Source organism: Paenibacillus sp. FSL H8-0260, assembly GCF_045040625.1.
GTDB lineage: Bacteria > Bacillota > Bacilli > Paenibacillales > Paenibacillaceae > Paenibacillus_AQ > Paenibacillus_AQ odorifer.
Map to the genome: position 1 here is coordinate 2,775,064 of NZ_CP150298.1, position 15,263 is coordinate 2,790,326.

18 protein-coding genes are annotated in these 15,263 nt (G+C 41.4%); 11 read left to right on the plus strand and 7 right to left on the minus strand.

The annotated features are described in order from the left end of the window. Positions 1-86: 86 nt before the first annotated feature. Complete coding sequence (locus tag MHI51_RS12175) at positions 87-1,142, minus strand: LacI family DNA-binding transcriptional regulator (protein WP_405173903.1); 1,056 nt, start codon at positions 1,140-1,142, stop codon at positions 87-89. A gap of 288 nt (positions 1,143-1,430) precedes the next feature. Here MHI51_RS12175 and MHI51_RS12180 point away from each other — a divergent pair, with 288 nt between their 5' ends. Together MHI51_RS12180 and MHI51_RS12185 are read left to right on the plus strand one after the other, a co-directional pair. Beyond that, a complete protein-coding gene (locus MHI51_RS12180; RefSeq protein ID WP_076277987.1) occupies positions 1,431-2,453 on the plus strand; it encodes an ABC transporter substrate-binding protein in 1,023 nt (340 codons plus the stop codon). Positions 2,454-2,574: 121 nt separating this feature from the next. Beyond that, a complete protein-coding gene (locus MHI51_RS12185; protein ID WP_076277986.1) occupies positions 2,575-4,170 on the plus strand; it encodes a helix-turn-helix domain-containing protein in 1,596 nt (531 codons plus the stop codon). Position 4,171: 1 nt separating this feature from the next. Here MHI51_RS12185 and MHI51_RS12190 read toward each other — a convergent pair whose 3' ends face one another. Next, positions 4,172-4,363, minus strand: a complete 192-nt coding sequence (locus tag MHI51_RS12190; protein WP_076130567.1) for a DUF6199 family natural product biosynthesis protein — start codon at positions 4,361-4,363, stop codon at positions 4,172-4,174. 256 nt (positions 4,364-4,619) lie between these two features. Here MHI51_RS12190 and MHI51_RS12195 point away from each other — a divergent pair, with 256 nt between their 5' ends. Both MHI51_RS12195 and MHI51_RS12200 read left to right on the plus strand, forming a co-directional pair. After that, positions 4,620-5,516, plus strand: a complete 897-nt coding sequence (locus tag MHI51_RS12195) for an SDR family oxidoreductase (protein ID WP_076277985.1) — start codon at positions 4,620-4,622, stop codon at positions 5,514-5,516. A 261-nt stretch (positions 5,517-5,777) separates the two neighbouring features. Further along, on the plus strand, positions 5,778-6,095 hold the full coding sequence (locus MHI51_RS12200; RefSeq protein ID WP_405173904.1) for a hypothetical protein: 318 nt from the start codon (positions 5,778-5,780) through the stop codon (positions 6,093-6,095). On the opposite strand, the gene MHI51_RS12205 is transcribed toward MHI51_RS12200, so the two are convergent. Both MHI51_RS12205 and MHI51_RS12210 read right to left on the minus strand, forming a co-directional pair. Further along, on the minus strand, positions 6,085-6,762 hold the full coding sequence (locus MHI51_RS12205; RefSeq protein WP_405173905.1) for a DUF1796 family putative cysteine peptidase: 678 nt from the start codon (positions 6,760-6,762) through the stop codon (positions 6,085-6,087). The genes MHI51_RS12200 and MHI51_RS12205 overlap by 11 nt on opposite strands. 133 nt (positions 6,763-6,895) lie before the next feature. Then, on the minus strand, positions 6,896-7,144 hold the full coding sequence (locus MHI51_RS12210) for a hypothetical protein (protein ID WP_076136059.1): 249 nt from the start codon (positions 7,142-7,144) through the stop codon (positions 6,896-6,898). 118 nt (positions 7,145-7,262) lie between these two features. Here MHI51_RS12210 and MHI51_RS12215 point away from each other — a divergent pair, with 118 nt between their 5' ends. Further along, positions 7,263-7,904: a uridine kinase gene (locus tag MHI51_RS12215; protein ID WP_405173906.1), complete on the plus strand. Its 642-nt coding sequence runs from the start codon at positions 7,263-7,265 to the stop codon at positions 7,902-7,904. 12 nt (positions 7,905-7,916) lie between these two features. Beyond that, a complete protein-coding gene (locus MHI51_RS12220) occupies positions 7,917-8,342 on the plus strand; it encodes a GNAT family N-acetyltransferase (protein ID WP_076219632.1) in 426 nt (141 codons plus the stop codon). Positions 8,343-8,460: 118 nt separating this feature from the next. On the opposite strand, the gene MHI51_RS12225 is transcribed toward MHI51_RS12220, so the two are convergent. Beyond that, on the minus strand, positions 8,461-11,097 hold the full coding sequence (locus MHI51_RS12225) for an Ig-like domain-containing protein (protein WP_405173907.1): 2,637 nt from the start codon (positions 11,095-11,097) through the stop codon (positions 8,461-8,463). Between the two features lie 173 nt (positions 11,098-11,270). Here MHI51_RS12225 and MHI51_RS12230 point away from each other — a divergent pair, with 173 nt between their 5' ends. The 4 genes from MHI51_RS12230 (at position 11,271) to MHI51_RS12245 (ending at position 13,501) form a co-directional block, all read left to right on the plus strand. After that, positions 11,271-12,062: an AraC family transcriptional regulator gene (locus tag MHI51_RS12230; protein WP_342410715.1), complete on the plus strand. Its 792-nt coding sequence runs from the start codon at positions 11,271-11,273 to the stop codon at positions 12,060-12,062. Between the two features lie 5 nt (positions 12,063-12,067). After that, on the plus strand, positions 12,068-12,658 hold the full coding sequence (locus MHI51_RS12235) for a DJ-1/PfpI family protein (protein WP_405174058.1): 591 nt from the start codon (positions 12,068-12,070) through the stop codon (positions 12,656-12,658). 79 nt (positions 12,659-12,737) lie between these two features. After that, on the plus strand, positions 12,738-13,013 hold the full coding sequence (locus tag MHI51_RS12240; protein WP_076219631.1) for a hypothetical protein: 276 nt from the start codon (positions 12,738-12,740) through the stop codon (positions 13,011-13,013). A 53-nt stretch (positions 13,014-13,066) separates the two neighbouring features. Next, positions 13,067-13,501, plus strand: a complete 435-nt coding sequence (locus tag MHI51_RS12245) for a hypothetical protein (RefSeq protein ID WP_081387675.1) — start codon at positions 13,067-13,069, stop codon at positions 13,499-13,501. A 33-nt stretch (positions 13,502-13,534) separates the two neighbouring features. On the opposite strand, the gene MHI51_RS12250 is transcribed toward MHI51_RS12245, so the two are convergent. Beyond that, on the minus strand, positions 13,535-14,494 hold the full coding sequence (locus MHI51_RS12250) for a hypothetical protein (RefSeq protein WP_081387674.1): 960 nt from the start codon (positions 14,492-14,494) through the stop codon (positions 13,535-13,537). Between the two features lie 134 nt (positions 14,495-14,628). On the opposite strand from MHI51_RS12250, the gene MHI51_RS12255 reads away from it, so the two are divergent. Then, positions 14,629-14,868, plus strand: coding sequence for a hypothetical protein (locus MHI51_RS12255; protein WP_076189823.1), 240 nt, complete (start codon positions 14,629-14,631; stop codon positions 14,866-14,868). A 65-nt stretch (positions 14,869-14,933) separates the two neighbouring features. Here MHI51_RS12255 and MHI51_RS12260 read toward each other — a convergent pair whose 3' ends face one another. Then, positions 14,934-15,107: a hypothetical protein gene (locus tag MHI51_RS12260; RefSeq protein WP_162636725.1), complete on the minus strand. Its 174-nt coding sequence runs from the start codon at positions 15,105-15,107 to the stop codon at positions 14,934-14,936. Between the last annotated feature and the right edge of the window lie 156 nt (positions 15,108-15,263).

Below are 15,263 nucleotides of genomic sequence, written 5' to 3' on the forward strand. Positions count from 1 at the left end.
AAAGATAGTATTAGGCAGTGATTTCGAGAACCGATGATAGCAGCTTCACAGAAAATATGTATTCTTCAGTGAAGGATGAATCTGTGCTACTTCTTCGGCGGTTGACAGGAATCTCTCTCCACTAAACGAGCTGGAAAGCTGATCGTGCTGAAAGTCGGCTGCTGCGAATCACACAGCTCCATTACTTTTTCCACTGCAGCCTTGGACATTTCATAAATCGGCAAGCGTACAGAGGTCAGCTTAGGCTGAATACGGGATGCCAGCTGAATGTCATCGAAACCCGCAATGGAGATATCCTCAGGGATAATGATTCCATGTTCGGAGAACGCTTCCATCGCTGAAATAGCCATGTCATCGTTGGAAGAGAAAAAGGCAGTCGGCAAAGGTACACCAGAAGCAAGCAGCTTCTTGACCTCTTCATAAGCCGTCTCTTTCAGAAAATCACCCTTTAGGATAAACTTCTCATTCATAGGCAGACCATGTTTTTTCAGCGTGTCCTCATAGGCCGTGTAACGTTCTCGACCAGAGTACGTATTCATTTGCCCACAGATAATGCCGATCTCTTGATGGCCTAAGGAGATTAAATGTTCAATCACTTCTGTGGTGCCCTCGTAATCTTTGGAATTCACAATGGCCAAATGATTGCGGTCAAGATGCTCCGACATAATCTCTGAGATATCATAATCAATCAGTACTAGCGGAGAATCGAGTCCCACCATTTCGCGGACGATATTAATATCCTTCTGAGTGCCGACAATTATACCACCGTCAATCCGTTTTTGCAGAAAAGCTTGTTTTACCTTCAGAAAATCGTCTGGAGAGTATACCGTATGAATCAGAACGTAACATCCGCGGGCATTCGACGTGTCGACTACGGCATCGACGAATGGTGCAAAGTAATTGTTCTGATAAATTCGGGTAGTGTTCTCTTTCTCGTTCATACTGATGGCGAACAATCCGATGGTATCGGTTTTCTTACCGGCCAGAGCCCGTGCAAAGCTGTTCGGTTCGTACTGATGTTGCTCAATCACCCGCAGCACTTTGGCCCGGGTTTCTTCAGGAACATTGGAATAGTTGTTGATCACGCGGGATACCGTACTTCGGGAAACCCCGGCCAACTTAGCAATATCTTCGCTGCGCATGTTTCCCCTCTTTTCATAAACGCGCGTTTATGAGTTTATTGTAAGCGAAAGCATCGTATAAATCAATCGTAAAAAAAGAAATTTTGCGATCAAATTAATAAAGGCTGACATATTTTTAATAGAAGAAGAATCCTACCGAATAATGATAGAGCAGAACAACTAGAAATAGTTTGTATAAGTTTTTTGCGGAGAAAGTGCATTGAAAGCTATGAAAGTCATGCTACTATTGTGATAAAGGTTATTGAGAATGATAATCAATGACAATAAAGCATAGGAGTGAAGGGATCAATGGCAAGATGGGGTCAGAAGTTTTTATGGGCAGCGGTACTTATAATGGCAATAACTGCGCTGGCAGCATGCGGAACGAATAACAATACTGCGAAAGAAAACGTTGCTAAGACAGAGAATGCAGAGGAATCTACCTCAGCGAGCACTAGCACACCAACTGAAGGAAATGGAAATGCGGCAGAAGAGGGTGAAACTCGGACGATTGCCGGGGAATTCGGGGATGTTGAAATTCCAGTTAAACCGCAACGGGTAGCCGGAATCTATGTTGAAGATTATTTGAAGGCATTGGGCATTACCCCGGTGGTGCAGTGGTATCATCCAAGCTGGGGTAAACAGGATTATTTAAATCTTGATGTACCAGAATTTGATATTACCGGTAGTATGGAAGTGTTGCTGGAAAAAGACCCTGACTTGATTATTGTAGATGGAGGTGCGGATGCGGCAAAATATGAACAATATTCCAAGATAGCACCAACCTATCGTTTACCTGAGGCGGTGTTGCAAGACTCAAGACAAGTGCTTACGGCTATTGCTGATGCACTCGGTATTCCGGAGAAGGCGGAATCTGTCCTTGCAGAGTATGATCAGAAAGTGGCAGAGGGGAAAGCTAAGCTGCAACAGGCTCTGGGTCAGGAAAAAGTAGCAGTGATCCGGCTTAACGTAGCGGATAAAACCTTTGCTCTATTCGGTGTTAAAAACCGTTTCACCGGTGTGATTTATTCTCAATTTGGCCTGACACCTGTGCCTATGGCGGCAGAAATGACCGAATATCAATCTATTATCTCCGAAGAGCTTATCCCTCAGCTCGAAGCGGATCATATCATTGTGTTCCCTGACAACGGGGGCTGGGATACTGAAGGGAATCAGGAAGCGACTCAAATCCTTGATGGCCCGTTGTGGAAGAGCCTGCCGGCGGTGAAGAACGGGAATGTTTATAGAATGGAACGTTCCCACTGGCAGACTGGTGCCATCACAGCCAATTCGATGAAGCTTGATGACTTGCTGAAAGCTATGGTGAAATAAAACGGCAGCCGTCGTAAGGAATAGCATAAAGAAGGTCTATCAGCATAGTTGATAGACCTTCTTTTTTATTCTAAACTATAGTAAAGTGAATGAAAATGGTTCTCAATTGGAGGGCGCTAGAATGGCAGAAGATTTACAAGACAGCAATAAAAAGAGGCTATTCTATAGCTTGATTAACATAGAAGCCCAATCCTTATCGGTGAACGGACAGACCTTAGTGTTTCAAAATCATACCCTGATCATTGTATCGGAAGGACAGGGATGGTTAGAAGCCGAGGAGAAGCGTTTTCCACTGGAAAAAGGTGTCGGGTTCTTGTTCGAACCGGGGTTAATAAGCAAAATCAATGCCGAGGAGCGAGGACTTAGCTTTTATAGGCTTACTTTTGAAGTCATCGAAACGGGGGGAAGCAGGCAGAGTGGAATGGAAAAGGGGACTAAAGAAGGAATTCTCCGGTCCGGTCCGCTAAGCTGCAGACCATTTTCGCAATGTGCATTACTGCTGGAGGCTATCTATCATAGTCGCAGAAGTACGGAAGAGATTGAATGGTTCGCAGGCCATACCCGCTTTCAAGAGTTACTGCTGCTGATCATGCGGGCAAATTCCTCTGTCATCCAGATGAAAGGAGCCCATGAGGCGGTACAGCGTTCCATCCGCTATATGCAGGAACACTATAATCACGCCATAACCGTCGATCAATTAGCTGAAGTGGCAGGCATTACACGTGCACGCTACACACAGATTTTTAAAGAAGTGACAGGGCGGATTCCCTTAGAGCATTTGAACGGACTTCGTATTGAAAGGGCGCAGCAGCAGTTGCTGCTTACGAATGACCGTATGCATGATATCGCGTTATCCGTAGGGTATAGCAATGAGTATTATTTTAACCGGCGTTTCAAAAGATCGGTGGGCGTTACGCCCGGCCAATACAGAAGCTTCCATCAGGAAGGGCTGCGGGTGTTCGCTCCTTTTCTGGAAGACTATCTGCTGGCTCTGGATATTACACCGGTGGCGCAATATTCTCACGCTCAGTGGGGGAAGCAAGAGTACCTGTCCCTCCTCGATGTGCCTGCGGTTGATATTTCGACTGGCGATTGGCAGGAGCTCTCCCAGTACATGCCCGAACTGATCCTGCTGGATGATGGCTTTCAGCGTTGGCACCTGGATGAGTGCAGCCAAATTGCTCCGTTGTTCAAGCTGCCTTTTCATCAAGAGGATTGGCGGGCCACGTTATTTTCCGCAGCAGCCGTCTTTGGCAGAACGGATCGTGTCCAGGAAGTGATCGGCAATTATGAGCATCGGGCGCAGCAAGCTAGACGAGTGCTAAACCGTTCTGTCCAAGGGCAGACTGTAGCATGCCTAAGAATATCTTCCTACGGAATCAATCTCTATGGATGCGGGCAATTGGGGTATACAGGTAGCGTACTCCATGAGGATTTAGGTTTGCAGCCCCATGAATTGGTTCCGAAGTTGACCCGTGGACAGAAGCGGGTGAGCCTAACAAGAGAAGAGCTTGCGAGCCTCACTGCAGATCATTTGTTCATTACCTTTGATCGACAGGAAGGAGAAGGACGGGAGCTGTTGGATACACCGCTTTGGCGCAATCTGCCCGCTGTTCGTAATCGCTGTGTATATGAGGTGGATTTTATGGCCTGGATGAATTATGGGGTATTGTCACATCAGCGCAAGATTGAAGATGTGTTAAGAGCGTTAGGGTAAGTCAGAAACTAGTCCAGATAAAAAAGAGGATAATAAGTGCCACTATACTGCTGATGCGAGTCATTAATAAATAGGCATCACTGGGTTCTACATCACCTTTCATCATCCAGCCATAGCGCATGTACCATCCCAAATGAGGAAAGAAGATATTAAGCAATGCTAACAGTACAAAGAGGAATATAAAAAAGCCCATGATTTATCACTCCTTTATCTAATGTATACGCCAGACTATACGGAGCGTTCCCTAACTAATAAGTGAGCTTCCATATATTTATTTTTAGGCGGGGGATACCCTAGCCACCTTGACAGGTGGTTGGGGTATTTTTGCGGCACTATTCAAGGCTGTGTTATTGAAGGTGAATGTTTAGAGGCGTGCTTGTTGTGTTTACATAACAAAGAGTTCGGAAAATATAAAAATGTATTTCTAAAAATAAAGGAGGAATTGATCGATGTCTAACCAATATACGATGCAAGATCCTACCACTCAGTACACTAAGGCTGGACCGGAATTTCAGCAGCAACAAGAGGAGCCGGGTCTGCAGAAGAAAATGAATCCAGTACCTGATACAGGAGAAGATACCTATAAAGGAACTGGGCGTCTGACCGGACGTAAAGCGTTAGTTACGGGAGCCGACAGCGGTATAGGCCGTGCTGTTGCTATTGCTTTTGCTCGTGAGGGGGCAGATATTGTTCTATCTTATATGCCCGAGGAAGAGGAAGATGCAAAGCAGGTGGTCAAGCTAGTGCAGGAAGCGGGTCGTACTGCAATCGCCATTCCAGGCGATCTGAAGGATGAGGCATACTGCGAACAACTCGTCGATACTGCGGTTAAAGAGCTAGGTGGAATTGATATTTTAGCCAATATCGCGGGCAAACAGCAATTCGTTCCAGACATCGCTGATCTCACTACGAAGCATTTTGACGACACATTTAAGACGAACGTGTATGCTATGTTCTGGCTGTGCAAAGCTGCGGTGAAGCATATGCAACCGGGCAGCACCATTATTAACACTTCTTCTATTCAAGCTTATAATCCCTCACCGATCCTTTTGGACTACGCGACCACCAAGGCTGCTATTAATACATTCAGTAAGTCTCTCGCTCAGCAAGTAGCTGATAAGGGGATTCGCGTCAATGTAGTAGCACCTGGTCCCGTATGGACACCTCTTCAAGTTGTGGGTGGGCAACCGGAGGAAGTGCTGAAGGAGTTCGGGTCGAGCACACCACTAGGTCGTCCGGGACAGCCTGCGGAGATGGCTCCGGCATATGTATTCCTGGCTAGCCAGGAATCTAGCTATATCAGTGGCGAAACACTGAATGCGAACGGCGGAACTCCAACTCCATAAACCGCTCAGCGGAATGTTGGTATTGTAAATACGGCGAAGTATCCAAAAGTACCCTGCTAATTTTAGCTTTGGGTGCTTTTGTTTTTATATATAGAAAGGAGTATTATAGAATTCGAGACTTTTTCTCCCATTATTTTCATGGAATATGATCTATTACTGATCAAGATTGTCGAATACATAGTTTTCCTGCGATTACCCAAGAAATAATTTGAACGGCTCTGAGTTTTAGGGGAGACCACAGAAAGAATTAGGAGATGTATGATGCGAAAAAAGAAACTAGCATTCCTCACCATTTGCTGTGTCTTATTCATGGCGTGTTTTCAATCGGGATCTGTCCTTGCGGATAAAGGAAACGGAACAGTAGTAGATAGTGGAACCAAGGAAAGGCTGATGGAGAAGTATGATCTTGTAGAGCCTGAACCCGCAAATCCAGCAGCGCATGGGAGTCAATACGATTTTGGAATTAGTAACCCTATTGCTTTATTGGTCAGCATCAGTAGGCTGTATTTGTATCCATATGTTTTTGCAGCAGAGGAAATAATTAATCATATGATCGATCAAAGCGAAATTAGTTATTAGTTACGTGTATGTCTTTCAAAATATAATCCCAGCTATCATAATCGTTCATATCCTCAGGAACTTCTAACACACAAATATTATTTATGTTCCAATTTAATTCATGTACCGAGGTTGATTCACGAACGGGAATAAGAATAAGAATAATAAATTCGTTCGGTTTTAATAAATCAGACAAAATTGACTGTAGCTCTACAGCCTGTTCATATGAGGCGGACCATCTAATGAATAAAGTTTTTTTACTGTGGATTAACTTGTCCCAAAATCTATTAATTCGTAATTCCAGCTTCGCTTTATACGAAGGATAGGTTATAGACCAGTGTTTACCTTGGTGGATTGGAAAATCATGAACTGAGATAATGTTATATAAAGTATCCTGAATAAAATAGGATTTCACTAGTGCATTTTTATTCCCATTAGGATAGACTGGTAATCCATCCTCCAGAAAAAAATGTGTTTCATCAAGAGTTTGCAGATTTATTAATTCCATGAAATTTTGAAATCTATTCTTATAAAGTCTATTTACATCAGCCAATGAATAAGAAACCATCCAGTCGAGCGGCATGGAGAATTTCCTCAAGCTATTTCTTTGCAGATTTATAGCAGGAGCACAAGACATCCCTAAGCTTACTATTAAATCATAGCTTTTTTTCACAGCTTGTAATTTCATGGACTCACCCATTTTCAATCAGATTCAGTTTCTAATAAATTATATACACCATTTTCTGGGATTGATTGGACTTTAAGTGCAATGAGATACACAGGAAAAAGAGAGCAGCAATTTTCACTGCCCCCTAAATCTATTAGTTACGTTGTAACAAAATATATCCACTAATGCTTGAAGTTTTTTTACGAAAGACCACTTTAAAACCAACATCGTTGTCTAATAAGCAAGCCAAAGCGGTGTTAAGCAATCCGTTGGGTCTCAAGCTAGGTCTGCATGGCACGGCATTTCCAATAACACGGGCGGCAATAATCCTACGTGCTGATCCAGCAACCAAAGGATTTCTGCTCCAACTGATCAATACTAAATCTGGCTGACGAGTAGCCATGGAAGATCTACCCCTTTCTATTAAGTTTCTTTATATAAAATGCACCATTGATTTTAATGTGCTAAACCATAGCGGAGTAAGGAATACATAGGATCAAGTAGGGAGAGGGGCTAATAATATGGACAAGGTGTTACATAAGATAGCTAATTTGATTAGCGGTGAGGCTAATAGAATCATCATTGGGATTTCGGGTCATGGTGCATCTGGAAAAACAACGTTTGCTAATAATCTTTTAAAGCTTTTGCAGCAGGATGATGTGAATTATATTAATACAGACCCCTATATTGTTGAATCTAGTCTTAGAAAATACACTTCTATCGACTATGAATATAAGAATGTACATTACCACGATAAAGTGACAGCTTGTCATCCTGCTGCTCATCATATATTTGCTTTAGAGAGAGACATTCATATGTTGAGGGATGGGTTGGATTGTTACACAATTGGCACGGACTATACAAAAAGTATGTTCATATCTTCACAAAAGAAGGTAAATATTGTAGAAGGCATGAGTGTTGCCTTTACTGATCTGAATTTGTATGATCTGAAAATCTACTTATACACGGATGGAGAAACCGAGTTGATGAGAAGGAGTATACGTGATGTTTCTGAAAGAGGAACAGATATTAATTATTTAAGAAAATCCCATGAACAGCGCAGGATGCAATATGAGTTGTTTATGCATTCTTATCATCATAAATTTGATATCGTTTTAAAAAATTCCAATGAAGAGTATGTTCTTGAAAAGGGAACGTTGTAGAGGAGGAAGAGAATGCTTCCAAATGTTAGGCTAGCAACGATATGTGACGCGGATGTTTTGTCTAGATTAAATCATGAGTTCAATGGTGGAGTAAAACGTCCTGTGCCAGAGATCATCAAGTGTTTGAACAGCAATAATGAAGTGGTGGCCGTGGCTACTTTAAGGGATGAAGTAGTTGGTTTTGGCTGTGCTCAAAGTCTGAAATCATTTTGTTATAATGAAGCATATGGTGAAATTACTGAAATGTATGTAAAAGAGTCAGCTCGTAGAAATGGTGTCGCTACTGCTCTAATTTCTTTTCTGGAAAGTCAGCTTTATTCTCGTGGAGTCAAAACAGTTAAGATTTTAACAGGAGAAGATAATCGTGTAGCCATTAAAGCGTATGAATTGAGCGGGTATGTTAAGGATGATGAAGTAATGTTAAAGAAAAAACTTTAAAGCCATAGTGAACAGTGAATCAGGCAATTTATTGTGCTGGTCCAATTGGATAGCAATAAAAGGACGGAAGCCGCTTTACTGGCTTCCGTCTTTTTGGAACTGTGGAGATGAACAGACGCTATTTATTTATCGCTGAGTCACCTATTGGAGTGAATGTATTCTCCACAGTAAGGTTAGAGAACTTAGCATAGTTCAGTTGCTCAATATTATTGGCGACATCATTGCTGTCAACGGCGAATCCGACATATACCGAACCCTCCATAACAATAGTTCGCTCGCCAATTAGCTTCCAGTCTTTTCCGTCCGTTGATCCGTAAGCATAGAAAACATCTCCCTTACGGCCAAGCTTGAGCCAATACCCTTGCTCCACACCATTAATTTTAAATGGAATATCTGAAACAAGTTGAATGCCAGCTTTTTCAGCAGCAGATACGCTGTCTAAAGTTTCAGTTAATTCATCAAATCCTCCGCCCTTAATATTTCTGCCCGTCAGATAAGATGACCAGCTGGTTTCTTTGGACAACTTCACATAGGAGATACCAAGGGCCGCCGCGGCACTGTCTTTATTCAAGTCATCGCGGATCATTAGCCCGGTGAAGGCATGGTTGTCAACGGCCCCGATTTCTTCGAGCTTCGCGGTAAATTCCATATCTCCGTTCATTTCTTTATACACGAAGTGGAAGTCATCTTTGGCTGCATTGTTTGCTTCGGATCGTTCTGTGCCACCTTCACTTTTTCCAAGCTTTCCGTTGCCTTTAACGGTAAGCACATCATTTGTCATACTTCCGGAACCCTTAATGTTCGGATCACCGATATCTGCTGTAGTCCAACCCTTTCCAGCCAGGGAAGAGGTAGCAGCATTGATATGGATGTTAGTGGCTGTGGTCTGTGTCTCATTTCCTTGGGTATCGGTCACTCTTGCAGAAATATAGTAGGAAGCATCCGTTAAATTCTTGAGGGTGTATGTGTATGTGTTGCCTTTTTTGACTGCTTCCCCAAGATATTTGGAACCATTATATACAGCAACTTTTTTTATTTTGTTTCCGGATCTAGGGGAAGCATTGATTTTAACTTCGACCTCTTTCCCGGTAACAAATTGTGCATTGTTTTCTGGCGCTAAAAGCTTAGCATCAGGGTTTTCGGCGACGTGTTTCATATCAACTAGGCCGTTAATATAAAGCTCAAGCCAGGTGTAACCATTTTTAGTAACCGTTTTGTATGCATCCTTGCTGCCCCAGATTTTATTTTTCTTTTCCCACTTGTCGTCTATTCCGTTTTTATTAGTGTCAAATTGCTTATCATATTGTGCCTCAATGACGCCAAAGTCTGAAATGTAACCTCCGACTTCATGTTCAGTGTTGATATATCTTCCCGAGTTCTGCTCGACTTCTGCCACAATTCTTGCATCGATAGCATCGCGACGTGGATAGGTAGCTCCCGCTTGTTGCAGAATGCTTTTTAATAGAGATTCATTCGCTTGCTTTACACCGGACTTAACATAATTATCAAATGCTTTATTGGTAATACCATGGTTAACTCCAGTACTGTCCGCGGAAAGATATGGTGTGGCTGCAAGGGTAGTCTTTTGTTCACCACCCTGTACGCCAGAAAATTTCACATAATCTGAAGAATCATTTAGTAAGCCTGTGAGCTTGCCGTTAATTTTGTTTCCAGCGATGTAGAAACCGCCCAGCTTGGTAGCTTCACCGGCATCAATGACTCTGTTAGTTACATTATCTCTTGTACCTGGGCCGGCAATCTCGATATTATTCATAAAGTTAGTAAAAGTAAAACCTCCGCCATAAGTGCCGTTAAAGCCCCAATTGTAAATTACATTGTTCGAGAACTGAACAACCGCCACATGATCAGCATCTGCAGCACCTGCGTAACCGCCGCCTAGTCTTGGGTTTCGCGAGGTATGGTTCGCATACAGATTGTGATGGAATGTTGTTTTGTCTCCGCCTGAAATACCGCCGTAGCCATGTCTTCCTTTGGAATGCCCGGATAGAGTCAGACTTTCGGAAATAATGGACCACTGGATCGTGCCATTTTCGCCTCTATATAAAGATAGAGTTTCATCTGTGTTCCAACTGAAGGAACAATGGTCAATGAGGAAGTAGTTGTTGTCTCTCCCCCAAAGCGCATCCATTGAATCACTGCCATTATACACATTAGTGGCACCCGGACGGAAAGCGGTGTACCGAATAATGATATTCTCTGAATTGCTGATATTGGTATCCCAACCTGCAATGGTAATTCCGTTGCCTGGAGCGGTTTGCCCAGCGATGGTCAGGTTTTTAATATTATTGAGACTTAACGTGCTCTTCAGTTCAATCGTTCCGGAAACATGAAAAACAATGGTACGACCCTCTTTAGGCGTAGATAAAATCCCGTAGCGAAGGGACCCTGCAATCGGTTTGTCTTTTACAGCGTAATCTTCAAGGGTAGTTACGATGTATACATCGCCCCCTCGACCACCGCTTGTATAGGCGCCGCCACCTTCCGCGCCAGGAAAAGCAAGAATAGAGGCACCCGCAAAACTTTTGTCTCCGTCTGCCTGCCCTGAAGCTGCAAGTGTGTGACCTCCTAAAAATGAAAACGCTACCGAAAAACTCAATAAGACACCTATAACCTTACCTGATTTTTTACTCTTCCATTTCATCTTTTTGACGTATAACATGGATACAGTCTTATCGCTGAATGCTGTTCCTGTTATACTTCCTCCTCTCAGTGAAATGATACTGGTCTGCGACAAGCAGCTTACTGGTAATACTTTAAAACTTTTAGGGCGTATTTACCTGCCAAAAAAATCTTTTTTTGTGCCAACTATTGCTCTTTGGTTCTTGCGTAAACGAACAAATTCATATTATGTTCTTAGTATTACAGTAGCTATAGTGCTTGGCATTCCATGACGATAGGGAGAAAAACATGAATATTAAATATCAGCATCGTGACCAGGCGTTTCACTCCTTTATTTCTACCAATAACACTTATCCTCTTCATCTACACAAAAATGTAGAGATAACAATGGTTTTGTCCGGCAAAATCAATATCAACATCAATGGAAAAGAGTATGATTTGTCTGAAGGAGACATAGCGATTATTTTTTCCAATCAACCTCACAGCTACAAAACTCTACAGAAAAGCCAGATCCTGCTGTTCTTTTTTGACGCTACTTTTCCGGGGGATTTTGCAGGGGATTTGCTTAATCATGTTCCGGATAACCCTATAGTTTCGAAACAAAAGGTGCTTCAAGAGCTGTTGGCAACCTTGTATAAACTATATAAAGAACAATGTGACGTTCGTCTGCTCAAGGCTTATACCTCTGTAGTATTAGGGCATGCGCTGCCGTTACTGCTAATGAAAAAAGTAGACTACAAAAAAGAAATGGATCTCGTACCCAAAATCCTAGCATACATCGACATGCATTTTTTAGATCACATAAATCTGGATACGCTTTCAAGAGAGCTTGGCATTAGTAAATTTATCATTTCCCGAATCTTTTCTGAGCAGTTTCACATTTCATTTCGTGATTACATCAATGGCCAACGGGTAGCCTTTGCTCATATGCTGCTGTTATCCACTACCCATCCGGTCACGGATATCGCGTTTGATTCCGGATTCAACAGTTTGCGTTCTTTCTATCGTGTTTTTAAAAATGAATACGGGATCACCCCCAATGAATTTCGCCGAAAAGTATCGAAGGAGTGTGTAGAATGAAAATGATGAAGATGGCTTATATTCTATTTGATGGGATGACTACGTTAGATTTTGTTGGTTTTTACGATGCGGTTACCCGGATGGGAGTTCTAAAAGCTATAGAAAATGTATCGTGGGATTTTTGTTCCTACAAGGAAGAAGTCACGGATGATCGAGGATTGACGATGAAAATAAACCAGGTTTCCCCTGATCTTTCAGCCTATGATTTGATATTTATCCCTGGAGGGTTATCGACTCGACAACTTAGATTCGATACTAATTTTATAACATGGATTCAGACTGCCCGAGAGGTTGAATACAAGGTGTCAGTGTGTACAGGAGCTTTGATTTTGGGAGCTGCCGGTTTCTTAAATCAGAAGAAGGCGACTACCAATCCTTCTGCATATGAACTATTAGCACCTTATTGTTCCGAAGTAGTTAAGGAACGGTTCGTAAGGGATGGAAATGTTTTTACTGGGGGAGGAGTAGCAGCTTCGATTGATCTGGGTTTATATTTCATAGAATCGCTTACTAATGAAAATGTAGTTCAAGAAGTTCAAGAGAAGATGGATTACCCATATTACAAGACAATTAACCCTTCCAAAGGGAAATCATAACTATAATATATGGGAATTAATGATATAATATCCAAAGTGAAATAATTAAGGCGATAAATAGAGGTGTAAGGTAATAGATATGAACTATCGTAAAGTATTCTCACTACTTCCCATGATCATTTTTTTGTTTATTATATGGTACTTTTTGATGGCAGGGACTTCAGCTGTTGTTAATGTAGTGTCAGTAAATAAAAGAGAAATAGTAATACAAAATATGAGCGGTGATCAAAATACAGTCACAATCCCAAAAGGAATATATAAGTTAATAGATGTAAATGAGGAGTACTTTATTTCATATAATAGTAGAATAGGGCAAAAGCCATTCTTAACCTCAATAGAACCAAGTGCGAAATGATGATTTGAAAAATCGGCTGTAAGTATAAAAAGCATAAAGATGGTGGGATTGTTTTGCATGCAGTTAAGCCTATAATGTTATGGTTTATTTCGACGATTTTATTCACCCTGGCAGCCTTTGGATTGGAGCTTTGGGAAGGAACTAAAATAAGTACAACAGAATATTACGGTTTTCAAAACATTGGGTTTGCTTTTATTTTTCTGGTGTTCCTCTTTTCAGTTCTTCTTTACCCGGTTATACTGCTTCCTTTATCATGGGTTATTCGAAAGATAGTTAATCCTTTAGTAAACCGCATAATGATATTCTTATTGAGTGGTATTGCGGGATATGGTTTCTTTTACGAGGTGTACGATGAACGCTTTATACGGGAATACCATTTGAATAGTAGTACAGCTATTATTTTTTTCGGTATTGCTGGTTTCATCTATGCTCTGGTGGATTACTATTTTGAGTCGCAAGCCATTAAAGCCGAACAAAATCCCTGCTAACCGTGGCGGCCGGCAGGGACGTTATTTTTTAATCTAAGTATTAGGTAATTTGTTAACCTCGTCAGTAAAGGCTTCCAAGTACTGGGTGAATAATCCTGTATCTATTTTGGTGGTTGCATCATTTGCAATAGGAGGCGTATCTTGGATTTGTTTGTACATACGATCCATCTCACCCGTGAGCTTAGCCCAGATGCTTTTAATTGAATCATATTTTGCATCAAGGTTGCTGATATAACTATCGTATTCCATTTTTTGAATCATAGCTTTTCCTAATTGCTCGATTGTAAAATCTATATCTATTGTTTCACCCGTAGAGCCAGTTCCTGAACCTGCATACCAGCTGATATCAACAAATCCATCATTCCAAATATCTGAAACGACAAAATTACTGATTTCTTTAAGCATCGCTTCAGGAAACTGTTCAGTTGTACCTGCATTACCTGAATCTGAAGTATTAATTACAGGTTCCTTGAAGAGTTTTCTCACTTCGTTAAATGCATCCTTATCTTTGTCATTAGACGAATACCCCCAACCAACTTTGTCATCTTTAATAAAAATGATAAGTTCGCTATTGGAGGAAGACTTCTCACCTTGGATAAGCACGAGTTTATCTTTTCCGCCATCTTTGTCCGTATAATCAGCTGTTTCAATTACTGTAGGGTTCTTAAGTTTATTATTCTCGGGTGTCTCAGTAGATTCAGCCATTTGGAAAATGGGTTGTACATCTGGAAGTATATTTTCGGATACGAATTTCTTTTTCGCTTCGATATCTGAACCATTGAGGAAAATCTCCACATAGTTGAGAGCCAGTTTCTCGGAAGCTGTAAGTTTCTTTTTTGGCTCAGGAGTGGGCTCTGAAGGGCTGGCTGTTGCTTCGGACGGTATAACTCCTGTAGACGTTGTATTTTTTTTCTCTGAATTTGTTGTGGAACTACCACATCCTGAAAGGATTACAATAGTTGCCACGATACATAAAAAAGCTTTTTTGTTCAATTTTATATCCCCCTAAATCTGCTAATAATTGCTAATTAATTCTACCAGATATAGGAATAGTAATCTATGAATTATAATTTATGGCGGAACCAATATATTAGATTAGCGTGTTTTATTTGTCGGAGGTGAGCATTTTGCTGAAAGTACTAAGAGTGTGCGGTATTTTATTCAGTGCAGCAACAATCATTCTGGGAATCACATTTTTCCGCGGCCAGGATCAAGTGATAGTGTCTTGGACTATGCTGGGGATGTGCGGAGCTTTAATATTTAATGGAGCGGCATTGTATTTGAAAACGAAAGATAAAATGGCTGTGCTATCCTCGATTGTTGGGATTGTATTGTTAATAGTCTCGCTTACTCAGTTTCCTTTTTGAAAATTAAAACAACCTCGTCAACCTTAATGGGTCGGCGGGGTGTTTTTACGTTTTCTACTTTATACTTATTTCTTTTTCTTCTTTGTGGGTCCGATCTGGCGTCTTACCTTATCGTTCTCATCTACCTCAATAATATAAATCTCCTTCACTGTACCGGAGAGTGTAAACCATTCACGCATAGCTTCAGCCTCAGTCATCGGTCCTAATATTCGTTTCCCCCTATAACATATAAAAAACACTCATACTCCTTAGTTTGTTTGCGGAAATGCAATAAATGCTTATAGAACAAATTATAAACTTGGGCGATGACTTTGTATGTAATAATTCATGCCTGGCGGGATATTTTTACATTGATTAACGAACGTACGTTTGGTTATAATACAAACAAACGTTCT

Bases quoted from the DNA above. Each gene is read 5' to 3' on its own strand.
- MHI51_RS12175 (WP_405173903.1), bottom strand. From the start codon at position 1,142: ATGCGCAGCGAAGATATTGCTAAGTTGGCCGGGGTTTCCCGAAGTACG.
- MHI51_RS12180 (WP_076277987.1), top strand. From the start codon at position 1,431: ATGGCAAGATGGGGTCAGAAGTTTTTATGGGCAGCGGTACTTATAATG.
- MHI51_RS12185 (WP_076277986.1), top strand. From the start codon at position 2,575: ATGGCAGAAGATTTACAAGACAGCAATAAAAAGAGGCTATTCTATAGC.
- MHI51_RS12190 (WP_076130567.1), bottom strand. From the start codon at position 4,363: ATGGGCTTTTTTATATTCCTCTTTGTACTGTTAGCATTGCTTAATATC.
- MHI51_RS12195 (WP_076277985.1), top strand. From the start codon at position 4,620: ATGTCTAACCAATATACGATGCAAGATCCTACCACTCAGTACACTAAG.
- MHI51_RS12200 (WP_405173904.1), top strand. From the start codon at position 5,778: ATGCGAAAAAAGAAACTAGCATTCCTCACCATTTGCTGTGTCTTATTC.
- MHI51_RS12205 (WP_405173905.1), bottom strand. From the start codon at position 6,762: ATGAAATTACAAGCTGTGAAAAAAAGCTATGATTTAATAGTAAGCTTA.
- MHI51_RS12210 (WP_076136059.1), bottom strand. From the start codon at position 7,144: ATGGCTACTCGTCAGCCAGATTTAGTATTGATCAGTTGGAGCAGAAAT.
- MHI51_RS12215 (WP_405173906.1), top strand. From the start codon at position 7,263: ATGGACAAGGTGTTACATAAGATAGCTAATTTGATTAGCGGTGAGGCT.
- MHI51_RS12220 (WP_076219632.1), top strand. From the start codon at position 7,917: ATGCTTCCAAATGTTAGGCTAGCAACGATATGTGACGCGGATGTTTTG.
- MHI51_RS12230 (WP_342410715.1), top strand. From the start codon at position 11,271: ATGAATATTAAATATCAGCATCGTGACCAGGCGTTTCACTCCTTTATT.
- MHI51_RS12235 (WP_405174058.1), top strand. From the start codon at position 12,068: ATGAAGATGGCTTATATTCTATTTGATGGGATGACTACGTTAGATTTT.
- MHI51_RS12240 (WP_076219631.1), top strand. From the start codon at position 12,738: ATGAACTATCGTAAAGTATTCTCACTACTTCCCATGATCATTTTTTTG.